Annotated in this window: 13 protein-coding genes and 2 pseudogenes; 14 read left to right on the top strand and 1 reads right to left on the bottom strand. The window is 35.5% G+C overall.

Features of this window, described 5'->3' with window-relative positions:
• The first annotated feature begins 8 nt into the window (after nucleotides 1–8).
• From IPM71_15880 to IPM71_15825, 12 genes and pseudogenes are all read left to right on the top strand, one after another.
• The gene (locus tag IPM71_15880; GenBank protein QQS51027.1) at nucleotides 9–1,199 is read left to right on the top strand and encodes a hypothetical protein; all 1,191 of its coding nucleotides are present in this window, start codon (nucleotides 9–11) and stop codon (nucleotides 1,197–1,199) included.
• Between the two features lie 170 nt (nucleotides 1,200–1,369).
• On the top strand, nucleotides 1,370–1,999 hold the full coding sequence (locus IPM71_15875) for a hypothetical protein (GenBank protein QQS51026.1): 630 nt from the start codon (nucleotides 1,370–1,372) through the stop codon (nucleotides 1,997–1,999).
• Between the two features lie 682 nt (nucleotides 2,000–2,681).
• Nucleotides 2,682–3,410, top strand: coding sequence for a hypothetical protein (locus IPM71_15870; protein QQS51025.1), 729 nt, complete (start codon nucleotides 2,682–2,684; stop codon nucleotides 3,408–3,410).
• A gap of 773 nt (nucleotides 3,411–4,183) precedes the next feature.
• Nucleotides 4,184–5,743, top strand: a complete 1,560-nt coding sequence (locus IPM71_15865; protein QQS51024.1) for a hypothetical protein — start codon at nucleotides 4,184–4,186, stop codon at nucleotides 5,741–5,743.
• Nucleotides 5,697–6,122: a hypothetical protein gene (locus IPM71_15860; GenBank protein QQS51023.1), complete on the top strand. Its 426-nt coding sequence runs from the start codon at nucleotides 5,697–5,699 to the stop codon at nucleotides 6,120–6,122. The genes IPM71_15865 and IPM71_15860 overlap by 47 nt, the downstream gene beginning before the upstream one ends.
• 256 nt (nucleotides 6,123–6,378) lie before the next feature.
• Entirely contained in the window at nucleotides 6,379–6,936 is a 558-nt protein-coding gene (locus tag IPM71_15855; protein ID QQS52867.1) for a DUF559 domain-containing protein, read from the top strand.
• A 13-nt stretch (nucleotides 6,937–6,949) separates the two neighbouring features.
• On the top strand, nucleotides 6,950–7,654 hold the full coding sequence (locus IPM71_15850; protein ID QQS51022.1) for a hypothetical protein: 705 nt from the start codon (nucleotides 6,950–6,952) through the stop codon (nucleotides 7,652–7,654).
• 196 nt (nucleotides 7,655–7,850) lie between these two features.
• Nucleotides 7,851–8,201, top strand: coding sequence for a type II toxin-antitoxin system RelE/ParE family toxin (locus IPM71_15845; protein ID QQS51021.1), 351 nt, complete (start codon nucleotides 7,851–7,853; stop codon nucleotides 8,199–8,201).
• A pseudogene (locus IPM71_15840) lies at nucleotides 8,188–8,486 on the top strand (helix-turn-helix transcriptional regulator). The gene IPM71_15845 and the pseudogene IPM71_15840 overlap by 14 nt, the downstream one beginning before the upstream one ends.
• 192 nt (nucleotides 8,487–8,678) lie before the next feature.
• Nucleotides 8,679–8,957, top strand: a complete 279-nt coding sequence (locus tag IPM71_15835) for a hypothetical protein (GenBank protein ID QQS51020.1) — start codon at nucleotides 8,679–8,681, stop codon at nucleotides 8,955–8,957.
• A gap of 11 nt (nucleotides 8,958–8,968) precedes the next feature.
• Nucleotides 8,969–10,155, top strand: a protein-coding gene (locus IPM71_15830) for an IS3 family transposase (protein ID QQS51019.1) whose coding sequence is annotated in 2 segments (ribosomal slippage) — nucleotides 8,969–9,254 and nucleotides 9,254–10,155 — 1,188 coding nt in all. Because the reading frame shifts where the segments join, the coding sequence is not laid out codon by codon here.
• Between the two features lie 98 nt (nucleotides 10,156–10,253).
• On the top strand, nucleotides 10,254–10,703 hold the full coding sequence (locus IPM71_15825) for a hypothetical protein (protein ID QQS51018.1): 450 nt from the start codon (nucleotides 10,254–10,256) through the stop codon (nucleotides 10,701–10,703).
• A gap of 864 nt (nucleotides 10,704–11,567) precedes the next feature.
• Here IPM71_15825 and IPM71_15820 read toward each other — a convergent pair.
• A pseudogene (locus IPM71_15820) lies at nucleotides 11,568–12,640 on the bottom strand (IS3 family transposase).
• A gap of 141 nt (nucleotides 12,641–12,781) precedes the next feature.
• Here IPM71_15820 and IPM71_15815 point away from each other — a divergent pair.
• Nucleotides 12,782–13,846 carry a hypothetical protein gene (locus IPM71_15815; GenBank protein QQS51017.1) on the top strand — a complete coding sequence of 355 codons (1,065 nt, stop codon included), beginning with the start codon at nucleotides 12,782–12,784 and terminating at the stop codon, nucleotides 13,844–13,846.
• Nucleotides 13,843–14,295, top strand: a complete 453-nt coding sequence (locus IPM71_15810; protein QQS51016.1) for a hypothetical protein — start codon at nucleotides 13,843–13,845, stop codon at nucleotides 14,293–14,295. The genes IPM71_15815 and IPM71_15810 overlap by 4 nt, the downstream gene beginning before the upstream one ends.
• Nucleotides 14,296–14,303: the final 8 nt, after the last annotated feature.

The following is a 14,303-nucleotide window of genomic DNA, read 5'->3' as shown; positions in this document are numbered from 1 at the left end:
CAAGAAAAATGAAATTAGAAGGAAAAATTTATCAAATTACAGAAGCAGGCACTTTTATTTACACAGAAGATTTAAAATACGAATTTGAAGATTTATATACAAATTTCTTAGACCGCTATAAAAGTTATTCTTATCAAGTCGATAGCCTTACTTACCAGTATGGCAATATTAGGTTTATTGATTCATACAATTTTGTAAATAATGATAACCTTAGTATAGAAAATATTATTGCACTTATTAGTGGAGAAAATACGACTAAGGAAGAATTTTCACTAAAATCTGCAAGTGACAGGATTATCTCTGGTTATACATCCACATACAATTTAACTGATTATCTTGTTGGTGGCGGAACAGCGGTTGGAAAGGCATTTAGTAACATAGGTCTTAATAATTGGCGTAGCAAAGAATTTGATGGTGATCATCGAGTAAATGTCTGTTTGTATGCCTTAAACTATGGTTTCTTTAAATGTGCAGGTTTCAAGGTAAAATTCCAATATAAACATTATTCTAAAGTGAATGTTGGTGTTCTTGGTTGGAGAACCTGGGTTACCCTTGCTAGTTATTGGCTAACTACAAATGCATCTGAAATGGTTATCGGAATAGATTATTTCAAAGGATATACTTCTTTTAACTATAATTTAGAGCCCTCAGATTATACAGGAATTGCAAAGAAATTTTCTAATAATTTTGGTTCTGCAACTAGTAATATGGTTTTTAAAGGGTTTCTAAAAGAGCCTGAATCATTAGTTCGTGATTGGGTCAGTAATATTCATATTTTTGGTGGCAGTATCGACTTTATGGGCAATACGTACCAAGATACTGATGCATATAATGCTTTATATAGGAGTGGTTACGAATGGCTTACTAATGAACTAAAAAAGCGAACATCTTCTTTTGTATATGATAATGTAAAGAGTTCAAATTCTCCAGTAATGATGGTTTCTCCAGGAGTAGGTATAAGTGGCAGCAAAGAATATTTATATTTAAATGGAGTTTCTTCATATTTAGATAGATCTGAAAAGGGAATTCGATTAGGTTTTCCTTCTGCGGGGCTGAAGCTTATTTGGAATTCATCAGGGTACACACCATCTAGTTATGCTCCGTATCTTCCAATTTCATTTCAGGTTGAAGAAGCCTATATTTTCGGAGCTGTAAAATATAATGGAGTTTGGAAGGGTGTAAGAATGTATGTTCCTTAACCACTGTTAACAAAACAAAATGAGAGCGCTTATTATCAAAGGCGTTCTCATTTAATAGAAATAAAAAATACAATGAAACATCCATGAGCAAATAATCATTATTTCACACTAAAAATTTGATTATTTGTAAATGGTAATCCCGAATGGTTATCGGACAAAAAAATAAACACATGAGATATTTTTTCATATTTGGATTATTTGCTCTTTCAATGCACGCGGAAGCGCAGTCATTTAATATCGATGCAAGCATAGCAACTGATCCAGAGAATAGTATAATGATTTACAATGTAAGTCCTGGTTTGGGTTATTCTTTTACCAATAGCGATTATCTCTATGGAGGGATAAAATTTCAATCGTACAGTTTGGTTCCACGATACAGTAGAGATCAAAACGACCTTTGGTCAACCACAAATGTTCTAAACTTTATGTTTTATGGAGGAATACGATATAACATCCCACTTTTTAAAATTAAAAACGATGCTGATTTAGAACATATTATAGGCATTTTTCCTGAAAGTAGATTATATTTCAACCCTTATGTTCCACGCCAATTAAAATATATCGATGAAAATAATGCAGAAGTTACTGCTACTGGTGAATATGCAACTCAATTCGCCTATGGTATAGGCTTTGGCATATACATAAAAGAAAAAGAAAATAATGCCTCTTTTGCCTTAAAGTTTGAATACAGCAATATCGACGCTTTTCAAACCTTGCGAGAACTTGACTACGGAAACAAGCACTTCGATTTTCCTTCCACTACACAATATTCAATTGGGATTTCGTTATTCTTTCTATAACAATTATTAATAAAAATGAAGAAACTAACTTTTTTTATAATAGCAGCTTTTTATCTATTATTAAATGCCCAAACACAACAAGCAAGCATAGAAGAAAGAATGTTCGGAGTACAAGCGGGCTTTTTCGGCATCTGGGGTAATTATGAAAAAAACTGTCAAATACAACTACATTAAAAACAGAAATAGGTCTTGATTATGGCTTATGGCTAGAGGCCAACGAATACTTGGGATATTTCTTTGCACCCGCATTAATAGTAGAACCAAGATACTATTATAGTCTGCAAAAAAGACAAGCAAAATCAAAACGTATTGACGGAAACAGCAGTAATTACATTTCGTTATTCTTACGTCATCACCCCGATTGGTTTGTAATCTCAAACTATAATCTGGGGAGTGTAGTTCCAGATTTATCAGTAATTCCTACATGGGGTATTCATAGACGAATAGGAAAAAATTTCAACTTCGATACTTCGGTTGGTTTAGGCTATCGGTTCTACTTCATCAATAATAACGAAGTTTCATCAAATTATGGTGAACTAGACTTTAATATAACCCTAAGAATAGGGTATGAGTTTTAAATGATTGTCTTTTTAGTTTTGTCATAGTTTTGTATATTGCAATATATCAAACCGTTATTACTATTATTGTTATATAACCTAAGTTCAATTTAAATCTTACAATTATGGCAAAAAATCGAAATTACAGTTGTAAAGATGTCGATATGCTTATGGCATCAAAAACCATCGCCGAAAGTTTCAAAACAAACATTTCAGAACTTTCTACTACCCGTACAGATTGGACAGAACAGTATGCAACCGATTTGATTACACGAATCGACAATGCAATCGAAACCCATTTGGGTGTTGATGCAAAAAAAGATTTACGTAATGCAACAGCAACGTTGGCATCAATACAGGTTCCGGCCAAACGGGATGTATCCTACTTCAAAACACAAATAGACGAAGACTTTAAGAAAGAAACATCAAAACGTGATGAAATCCTTAAAAATCTTGGTTTTGCAAAACATCTTCGTGGAGTACAAAAAGGCAACCAGGAATCATTAATCCAGTTGCTCTATCAGTTCAAAACCAATATGAGCGAAACGTTACGTCAGGAAATTATCGTCAAAGGATTAAGCGCAACGCTTATTGACAACATTATCGGATATGCCGATTCCTTTAAACAAGCCAATGTTACACAAGAGACATTTAAAGGTTCAACCAAAGAAATTACACAAGAGGTAACCGATGTTTTCAATGCTATTTACGATGAGATAATTGGTATCTGCAAGAAAGCATCAAATTACTATCAGTACGAACCCTTAAAGAAAGAGCAATTCACCTTTGCAAAGGCACTTTCCAATCTTGGGGCAGCAGCTAAAGTAGCTGGTAAAGAAACTGCACAGGCATAAAATTAGTCTGACAAAATAGGGACAACGTTCTCAGAGAAGGGCCATCATCTGACAGACAAGGGAGCTAATATGACAAAGAAGGGAATGAATCTGGCAGACAAGGGACTTAATTCTCAGAGAAGGGAGCAAACCCGTCAATGAAGGGACACAATCTGACAGAAAAGGGCGCAAAGTTGACAAAGAAGGGAGTTAATCTGACAGAGCAGGGAGTTAACTTGACAAAGAAGGGACAATATCTGACAGACAAGGGAGCACGTACATAGCCCTTCGCACACCGTCCCTTCTGCTTGAAGGCACATGCGGCAAACCCCGCAGGCAAACACACAAGCAAAGTTTGCCGCAAGAGCCTTCAAGCCCGTCCCACCCCAACGCACGAAGGACACCCTACACCGATAGACAGTCCATTAAACGGATACTGAAACGATAGATAAATAACTGATAATCAATAACACCCAGCGCCTAACAGCCAATATAAGTAAGCTGGGTGTTAGTGGTTTACGAAAAGTACGTATATTTAATAAAATTTTTAGCGGTCTGACAAGTAAGTGGCTCCGAAATCCCAGCCTACTCATATTGGCCAACCGTTAGCGTTCATTGCGAAGAACGATAGTGCATAACATTAACGGTAAAATTATGGATACAAGTTGAAAATTAGGAAAAATGAAAACCAGTCTTGTAAAATGATAAAATAGGCATTGCAATCCTTTTGGTTTTATTAAATTTGAATAAGGATTGAAATTTTGTTCGTATTAACTTTAAAATAATGATTTTCAATGAAAAATAAATTTTTTATAGCAGTCCTTGCTTTAAGTTTTGGTTTATTCTCTTGTGAGAAAGACAAACTAGAACATAATGATAGCAACGCATCAACTGAAGAACAAACCCACAAGGTATCAGATGGAATGGTGGTGTTAGGAGAAAAAATAAATGATCCTTACGCCATTTATAACATGAAAGCTGCGTATTCAACCCTAAAATCAGCTGGTGAAGATGCACCAGTTGAAGAAATCCAACCCAATAAGAAATATCTAAGATTTTTGCCTAAAGATGAGATTGAATGGGATTTATTAAAAACCGACACAAGTTTCGTACTCTATGATTTCCCACTCGACTATGAAATAGAAGTGTATGGTACATATTATCATGACCCTGAACTGCCTGATACTGCTGTAACATGGCAATATTGTGTTGTTCCAATTGACAAAGAAATCCCTAATATTCAGCATGAGTTGTTGTATGAGGTTTTCATCCCGAATTTCGATACACTGGAATTAGATACAACACTTAAAAGCACATCAGTTGCAGCTGATTTTTATGAACAATTGGTTTATGAATCTTACAAACTTACTGGAAACATTAAGGAATCTGATGATAATCTGAAAAGCACGAAAGGTTGGAATCCATTTAAACCCAAAAGGTGGCATCCATCGGGAAGGATAACTGTACATGATGACGTTTTGGGTTCAATTCCCCTCGAAGGAGCAAATGTACACGCAAGATGGGCAACTCATATGGAAGATTGTAATACTAATAGTAATGGAGAATTTAGTATGGGTGGGTTTATTTATGAGGTTAACTACTCTATTAAATGGGACAGATATGAATTTGGAATTAGAGAAGAAGATTGGGGTCAAGCATGGTATAATGGGCCTAAACAAAAAGGTGCTTGGAACTTGCATATTTCTTCAGGTAAATCTTTAAGGTATGCAACAATACATAGGGCTGCCCATCAATATTATTATGGAAATACTGGTGGCATAAAAAGACCACCACAGAATAGTTGGTACAATAGAAAATTGATAATCGGATATTACCACAGAAAATCAAATGATGAAATAAATGGAGATGCCAATCCTTATTGGCCACAATGGTATACTTGGCCTGATTTAAGAATTTTCGGTGAGAATTCTTCTGGCTGGAGGAATACGCAGGATATTTATTCAACAACCATACATGAATTAGCACATGCTTCTCATTGGGACTTAAGTGGAAAAACGACTTTTATTGGTACAAATACTAAAGTTGCGGAAAGTTATGCAAGAGGAGTTCAATGGTGGTTGACTCGTATGGTGTATACTAACTATCGAGGAGGTCCAACAATCAGGCCTAATTATACTCAACTCGTTGTAGATTTAGTTGATTCAAGGACTGATGATTTAACGAATAATGGAGCAAATTTTCCGGATGACAAAGTAGCTGGTTATACCATGAAGGAAATAGAAGATGCCTTAAAGGAGCAAAAAACATGGAATGGATGGAGAGATAATATTAAAAACAAATACAACAATGGAACAGAAAATAATGTGGATGCGCTATTTACTTTTTGGAATTAGCACTATTATTGCAATTTTGACATTTAGTTGCGAAAGGACTAAAGACTATAGTGTAAATACTAAGTGGATTTATATTAATGAAACAAGTCATTCAATCACCTACGAACCAAGTCCAATATGGGATGAATTTAATATTTCTGGAAACGACACAGTAGTATATATTCAAAATAGTGAGGGGCCGAAAAATGTAGAAGCAAATGATTTTGTGCCTCCTATTAATGCTAATGTTTTAATTAACAGCTTGATATGTGACAGTTCGTTAACAAGTAAAATTCATAATATTTCTGAATATGAGAGTACTAAGCTATCGGAAAGAAACTTTGAATTTACTTTTAGATTCACTGATATTAATATTAATCTGACAGATACCTGTAAATAGCAACGAAACGCTAACACGGTATATAATTAATGGCGGGGCTTGTAGTGGTGCAAAGGTTTGTGCGGCTATCAAGCCCCTTGCTATCTTGATACTGAATCGCTTTGAAATCCGCCACTAATCATATACCCAACCGTTATGGGCAAGCAAAGACGACCACCTACAACATTGAAACATTGATAAGTAGTGATAAATACTATGAAAAGTAGTGATAAATACTATGAATAAAAAATGGGGATTTTTGAGAGAAACAAAAGCAATGGCTGAAAAGGCAGGCATTGATAAGGATACAGGACTTCATAGAACTGGACTTGAAGATTATCTAAAAGTAATTTTCCCAAACATAAGTGACTGGATACATGATAAAACATTAGGGAAAATTAATGGAGTATCATATAGGAGCCGTCCAGACTACAGAAGTGAAGACTTAAAACTAATTATCGAATTTGATGGACTTCCACATTATACAAATCCTGATATAATAGAAAAGGACTTAAAAAATACGGACTTATATAGGGATTTCGGATATAAGGTCATTAGGATTCCTTATTTTATACAATTGACTAATAAAGCAGTCGAAACTTTATTCGACGTTAAAGTTTCAGAGGATTTGTTTTATGGAGCTGTGCCATCTCTTGGGATTAAAGGACGAAATACACCTGCGTATTTATGTCCAGCAGGTATTAAACGAATGGCTAAGGATTTTAAGAAATTCCCAGAACAATATCAAACAAACATTGATGCCTTAAAAAGACAAAATGATATTTTTAAAAGTGGAATTGATTTTTTAGAAAAAGAATACAATAAATTAGATTAATAAAAACGGACTGATGATAGTTGATACTACATTTAATGTATACTCTGATGCACGTGGCGGAGACCCAGATAGTACCAGTCCGACCCTTCGTAATTATCACAAAATATTATGGAGTAAACCTCTTAAGAATGGGACGAAATTTGATTTGACTGATAATAAAAGCGGAATTTATTTATATCATAGTTCAGAACTTGGAGAATTCTTCTTGGGAAGTGATGCTATTACACACTCATACAAGAATCATAAACGGAAACAATGGCTGATAATACAAATCCCTACCGAAGTTGATGAACTTTTTAACTCTGGTTCAACGATTGGTGCATATACTCTTTTTCCAAATAACCGGATTGACGGAAAACATACAATCAATCAAGCACGTGGAGTAAACAGTTTTATAGATGATAGGTTTGACCTGACTTTAGAGTGTATCAGGCTTTTCTATTTAGGACTACAAAGCCCGTTATATGATACTTTGTTGAGATACAAATACTTCTTTGACTTGTTTGATGATTTTTTAGATTATATCAAGTTCTTTTTGCTTGATGACTTATTAGATGATAAGCAGAAAATTAGGTTTTACTTGCCGTTCGATGATTTTAAAACAAAGCCTTCATTTTTAAATATTGACGAATATTTAGTTTATAAAATCGGAGTGATAAATTTCATTGAATCAAGGAATAAAAGGATTGCGAATTATATAAATCTAAAAACGACATGATAAATTGCCAGCCCATAACACACGGTATAGCCAATAAGGGTTTCAGTGGTATGCGAAGTGCAGTAGCCCGCCTCAAAGTTTGTTGTAACTTGATAGGTGAATCGCCCGCAATCCCTTACTGGCCATACCGTCAACGTTAGCGCAAATTATAAAAAAGAAAGTTGTACTTTAGTGAAACATTTTGTATTTTTGTTGCATGGAATCAAAACGGAAATATAGGATTGCAATATTTTATAAAGATTATTTTGAAAGATTCTTTATTGAGCAAACGGATAAAGTAAAAGCGAAAATAATCTGGACGATTGAACTAATTGAGGAATTGGAAAGAGTTCCAGAGGTCTATCTAAAACATCTTGAATCAACTAATGGATTGTACGAGATTAGAATTAAACACGGAAGTGATATTTTTAGAATATTCTGCTTTTTTGACCAAGGAAAACTCATAATTCTGGCAAATGGTTTTCATAAAAAAACACAGAAAACACCTAAGAAAGAGATTGAGCGTGCACTAAAAATTAAGGAGGAATACGAAAATGAAAGCAAATAACAAAATGAACCTGGAAGAGTTCAAGGATAAACATTATGGTTTAAAAGGAACCCAATCAAGAGATGAACTTGAAAATGGTTACGAGAATTTTAAGCTTGGTGCATTACTGCAAGAGGCTAGAATTGAAAAGGGAATGACACAAGCGGAATTAGCAGAAAAAACGGGACAACGAAATCCTATATTTCCAAGATTGAAAATAATATCAAGGAAGTTAGACTTTCGACTTTACAAAAAATAGTGCAATTAGGATTGGGTGGACAACTTGACCTTTCTATTAGATTGTAAAATAACTTGCGCTAACACGCGGTATAATTTACGCGGGTTTTCGTCGGACAAAAACAGCTTCCTGCTTTTTTCAAATCTCAGGTGGTTGGACAACGACAGAATATGAAATCCGCGCAAACCATACCGCCATCCGTTAGCAGTAACCCTAAAAAATGACTCATCAGTGCATTAGATAATATAATAATAAAAAATATGGCAAAATTTTTGACAACAAAACAAATTTCTTCACAGTTAGAAGAACTTATTCAAGAGGCTGACAAAACACTTTATCTCGTGAGTCCTTATCTAAAACTTTCAAAGGATTTCCAGGAACTAATTAATTCAAGGAATAAAAACGAAAAGAAAACAATAATCATTTATGGTAAGTATGAACTAACTCCAGAGCAATTAAAATTTCTGACTGGTTTACGCCATGTATATTTAAAGTTTCATGAAAATCTACTGGAACTGCTATTTTTATCCGGACAGTAAGTTAAGCTAAAATGCTTAATTTAACGGATATGAGACAAAGAAGAAGATTTGATCGTGAGTTTAAACAGATGGTTATTGAACTCAGTTATAATCGGGAAGACATATCTGCACTGGCATCCGAACTGGATATAAGTGCCGATCTGATCTACCGATGGCGAAGAGAGGCAGAGCTTCATAGAGGTGCGAGCTTTCCTGGTCAGGGCAATAAGATTCTGACCGATGAGCAAAAAGAAATCGCAAGATTAAAGAAAGAGCTTCGTGATGCACAGCTAGAGCGCGACATCTTAAAAAAAGCTGTAAGCATTTTCTCCAAGAACGATGGCAAATATTCCAGTTTATAAGGTTAAATGACTCCATATTTCCCATTGAGAAGATGTGTAAAGTATTAAAAGTAAGCAGGAGTTCATATTACAGTTGGCTGATTCGTAAGCCCGGGAAGCGGGATATCGAGAACGAAGATTTATCAAATCGCATAAAAAGGATTTACGAGTTCAGCAAAAAGACCTATGGCAGCCCCAGGGTTACAATAGCACTTTTGGAAGAAGGGATCCCTGTGTCAAGACAAAGAGTAGCCCGGTTAATGAAAAAACAACATTTGCAGAGCATTATTCGTAAGAAGTGGGTTGTTACAACTGACTCCAGACATCATTACCCTGTGGTGGAAAATAAGCTCAATAGAGACTTTACGGTGACCAGAAGAGCGCAGGTGTGGGTGTCGGATATCACTTATATTAAAACCTGGCAAGGGTGGCTCTATTTGACGGTTATAATAGATCTTTATGATAGAAAAGTAATTGGTTGGGCATTTAGCAGATCTTTAAAGGCAATTCATACAACCATTCCGGCCTGGATGATGGCGGTCAGGAACCGCCCTATAACCCAGGTGCTTATTTTTCATTCTGACCGTGGTGTTCAATATGCCTGCAATGAGTTTAAAGAATTACTCGCATCCTACAAACTTGTCGAAAGAAGCATGAGCCGTAAAGGGGATTGTTGGGATAACGCTGTTGCTGAAAGTTTCTTTAAGACACTGAAAGTTGAGCTTGTTTATCAAAACAGTTTTAAAACTTTCGAAGAAGCTCAATTGTCTGTATTCGAATACATTGAGGCATGGTATAATGTAAACAGGATTCATACGACAATAAAAACATCAATAAGAAACAAAAAAGAGATTTTAATAAATCAATTAGTGGCTTAATAAAATGTCCGGAAAACTATTGCAGGATCATACATGCGAAATGTTACTTGAATGACACTAAGTTAATTATCACCTCGCTTAACTTCTATGAGTACTCAATGATTAACAATAAGGAAATGGGCGTTTTATACGACACTACAAATCCTGACGACCAAGAAATATATTCTAAGGCATTGGAACATGTTAAATTTATCGAAGAAAACAGCAACGATAAGCCCTTTGAACTCAATAGTAGCAATGCTAAACAGAATCCTATAATTGATAAAAAAGCTGATACAACTAAACAACAAATAGCTGTAAAAACAGAATCTAAAAATAGCAATAGTAAATTGACAGGTTATTGCATAAGGACAGGAGTAGAAATTCCATTCAATGTTGAAAAACCAATGTGTTATGAAGCGTTTAAATCTTGGAGCAAATATAGTGACCCTGACTATGCAGAAAAGTTTTGCCACTTTTCAGGTGAACCATCCAACGGTGAGACAAGTGTGAGTAAGCCGATTCTGAAAAAGAATTGGAAAAAAGCAAAGGAAATGTTTGACTTATAGACGAGTTGAAAAAAGGGCAACTGCTAACACGCGGTATAAAATATTGGGGTTTAAGTGGTATGCCAAGTGCATCGCTCGCTGGCAAGTTCTCTATCGGTTGATAGAGAAGCGTCCACGAACTCCCCAACATTTCATACCGCCAACGTTACAGCCAAGTGTCACCTGCCAATTTTAAGGTCATTTTACTGATAGTGCATCTAAGTTAGCTCCGGTTTGATAACACATTTTGCATGCCCCAGTCCCACCCCTTCATTTAATTGGAGCGCTATTGTAACGGATTGCAAAGTGTCACAAAACTTGGGTAAAGTTCAAAACCCAATTCCAAAACCATGAGTAAGCTTTGGCTCTTTTGGCAATAAAGCCTTTTGTCTGCTTAATAATAACCATTTACTCAGCCTCTGAGCCAATGGTTTGGCTAATGGTTTTTGAAACAACTTTTCCGCCACTTTGCTTTGCACCCTGACAAGTCCTGCAGCTATTAAATGCCCGGCAGATAGATGAGATAGCAATTAAATCCGGTTCCGGGGGCAAAATGATGTTCCAAACCTTGTGCGCCCATATAGCTTTGCGCTTTTAACACGCCGCCACCAGGCTATAACAGCCAATATAAGCAAGCTGGGGGTTGCAGAAATAGAAAAGTTTGTATATTTAATCCGCGGTATCGCTGGTTTTTTGGGTTGGCGGTTTTAAGCCCAGCCTGCTCATATTGGCGTACCGTTGCGTGCAATGGCATCAAAACCGTGACACCTGTGAAAGCTTCCCCTAATTAGTAGCATTTAAAATTAAACTTTTTAAATTAATGTTTATGTCCTGTTGAAATGTGGGAAACTTTGTTGGGCCTTGTGGGCGGTGAAGTTTTCCATATTTCAATAGGAATGATACCGGAGTGTGGTACATCAGCGAACTATGGGGTCGCTCATTATTGTAAGACCATAGCCATGCATTTGAGATTAGTTGTGCCTGTCGGATGTTTTCAAATAGGTAACTATCCAGAACTTCTTCACGATAGCTTCTGTTGAATCGCTCTACATAACCATTTCTATGCGGTTTTCCTTTGGGAATAAACTTGAGTTTTATATTCTTATCGTTTGCCCAGTCTTCCATAGCCTGGGCGATAAATTCCGGCCCATTATCAACCCTTATGTGTTCGGGTTTGCCTCTCCAGTCGATTAATCGTTCCAGTTCCCTGATTACCCGCAGACTTGTAATACTTGTACCTAAGGTGATAGTCAAAGCTTCCCGGTTAAAATCATCGATTACATTAAATGTCCTGAATTTAACTCCGTTATTAAGCACATCATGCATAAAATCCATGCTCCAGGTTAAGTTAGGTAATAGCGGCTGTAACAAGGACTCCTGCGGGCGCAATGGCAGCCTTCTTTTACATTTTCTTCTCAAGTTAAGCTTCATCTCGGTATAAACCCGATAAACTCTTTTATGGTTCCAGAAATGATTTAATTGCCGCAGGTGATAGTGCATCATCCAAAATCCCCACCGGCGATGAACCTCTGCTAGTTCTGCCAGCTTGTCCTTAATTTCCTGATCATTCCCCGCAATGGGTTGATAATAATATACACTCTGGTATATATTAAATAGCACACAGGCCTGCCGAATGCTCAACGTGTGCCTTTGTTGAGCATAGGTTACCAATTCCCGTTTCTCTGCAGGCCTTAGAGCTTTTTTTCAATTACATCTTTTAAAACCGTAATATGCAACGCCTGTTCAGCTACAATCTTCTTGTATTGCGAAAGTTCTCGTTCCAGTTCCTTAAGTCTTTTCAACTGGGTTACCTCCATCCCTGAATACTTTGATTTCCACTGATAAAAAGTTGGTTGGCTTATACCATGCTCCCGGCAGATATCCGAAACACTCTTGCCTTGGTCCTGCTCTTTCTGAATCTTGATGATTTGACTCTCTGTAAATTTTGTTGTTTTCATTCTACCAAAGTTAACGATTAAACTATATTTTTAATCGCTACTGTTTTGGGGGAAGCTTTCAAGATGAAATGTATATTAAATGGCTTACATTATTAAAGACAGAACCAGAAAAATATTTAGATAAAAAAGTAATTTATAAATTTGAAAACAAATAATCCTGAAATTATGAGAAAACTAAAATTATTAGGAGCTTTTGTATTTATTGGATATATTTCGGTAAATGCACAAAACCCATTAAAACAGTACGGTTACGATAAAGAATTTTTGACCTTAAGTAATGGGCAGTTTAACGAATTCTTTTACAATGATACTGTCGTTCAAGTTGGAACTGTACTTTTTAATACAATTACCAATAAAATTGTTGCTTTCATTGAAGAAGGTAATAATACTTATTCATTTTCAAAAGGTGATGTAAGCCGCTGGTTATCAGTTGACCCTTGGGCAGAAAAATACTATAGTTGGACACCTTATAAATTCTGCTATAATAATCCAATCCTATTTGTTGACCCAGATGGTCGAGGTGAATTTATTGATAATAAAGGCAACGTGATAGGTAATGACGGCATAGATGATAATAAAGTTTATGCAATGAAAACAACCCAAAAAGATTTTGATAGTAAAGCTAATAGTGCAGGTATATCTAAAAAAGATTATAAAAGTACAGTAGCATTCATTAAATCTAATAGTGGCAATAGTGATGCTTTTTCGGGAAATAATACAGCATATTCAAACAGTGTAGAAATTGAAGGTTCTCAAGATACTAGGCAAGCAATGTCAGATGCTGTTAGTCAAGATAATGGAAGAGGTGGGACAGATGCAAATAATAATAGGGAATATGGAGGAGCAGTAGACAAAAATGGAAATGTAACTGTTGCAACTCCTGGTGATGTCGCTAATCCATCAGTACAATCTGAGGCAAGTGTTACCATTACGACTACTTCTAATACAAATTCAACATTTCATAGTCATCCAAGTGGTTCTGTTGTGGTTGGAGGTAATTCTAATTCGTCAGGAGCTAGTACAAGTATTGGAGGAACAACAACTACATATAGCTTTGCACAAGCTCCTTCACAAACTGATATTAGAAATGCAGGAAGTCATACTGGTTATGTCTTTGGCAAAGGCAATAATACAGTTTATATTTATAATAGTAGTGGAGTCGTAGCAACAATTCCAATGAATAGATTTGTAAACTTTAAACGATGAAAAAAATATTAATAATATTGGGTTTAGTGACATGCATTTCTGCATTCTCACAGGAATATAATGACACAACAAACATTTATTACAAAAGTCTAAAATTGCATATTGCGTATTTAAAGAGCAATGTCAATAATGGTAGCAATAATGTAATTGTTGAGTACAATGAGCAAACTACAATAAATTTACCCACTCAAATCGATAATTTTAAAATTTCATATTCAAATAGAGATGAAATTAAGAAACTATCAGCAAAGGAAGCCATTCAGCTAATAGTAATTAAACCTGTAGTCATAAATCAGAATCGTATTTTTGTGAATATTATTGATTTTACAGTTAATTACAAAAGAGGTAATTTTAACTATGTTAACTGTGGTGGTAGTAAAATCGAATTTAAATATGATTGTTTGAACAACTATTTTAAAGTTGAAAATTTAAAGCAAGGTGGTATATGAAAAAAAGA

The sequence above is a fragment of the Bacteroidota bacterium genome, assembly GCA_016699695.1.
GTDB lineage: Bacteria > Bacteroidota > Bacteroidia > Bacteroidales > UBA10428 > UBA10428.
The sequence above is the reverse complement of the archived record's forward strand: the minus strand, read 5'-3'. Positions and strand labels throughout refer to the sequence as shown.

Bases quoted from the DNA above. Each gene is read 5' to 3' on its own strand.
- IPM71_15880 (QQS51027.1), top strand. From the start codon at position 9: ATGAAATTAGAAGGAAAAATTTATCAAATTACAGAAGCAGGCACTTTT.
- IPM71_15875 (QQS51026.1), top strand. From the start codon at position 1,370: ATGAGATATTTTTTCATATTTGGATTATTTGCTCTTTCAATGCACGCG.
- IPM71_15870 (QQS51025.1), top strand. From the start codon at position 2,682: ATGGCAAAAAATCGAAATTACAGTTGTAAAGATGTCGATATGCTTATG.
- IPM71_15865 (QQS51024.1), top strand. From the start codon at position 4,184: ATGAAAAATAAATTTTTTATAGCAGTCCTTGCTTTAAGTTTTGGTTTA.
- IPM71_15860 (QQS51023.1), top strand. From the start codon at position 5,697: ATGGAACAGAAAATAATGTGGATGCGCTATTTACTTTTTGGAATTAGC.
- IPM71_15855 (QQS52867.1), top strand. From the start codon at position 6,379: ATGGCTGAAAAGGCAGGCATTGATAAGGATACAGGACTTCATAGAACT.
- IPM71_15850 (QQS51022.1), top strand. From the start codon at position 6,950: ATGATAGTTGATACTACATTTAATGTATACTCTGATGCACGTGGCGGA.
- IPM71_15845 (QQS51021.1), top strand. From the start codon at position 7,851: ATGGAATCAAAACGGAAATATAGGATTGCAATATTTTATAAAGATTAT.
- IPM71_15835 (QQS51020.1), top strand. From the start codon at position 8,679: ATGGCAAAATTTTTGACAACAAAACAAATTTCTTCACAGTTAGAAGAA.
- IPM71_15825 (QQS51018.1), top strand. From the start codon at position 10,254: ATGATTAACAATAAGGAAATGGGCGTTTTATACGACACTACAAATCCT.
- IPM71_15810 (QQS51016.1), top strand. From the start codon at position 13,843: ATGAAAAAAATATTAATAATATTGGGTTTAGTGACATGCATTTCTGCA.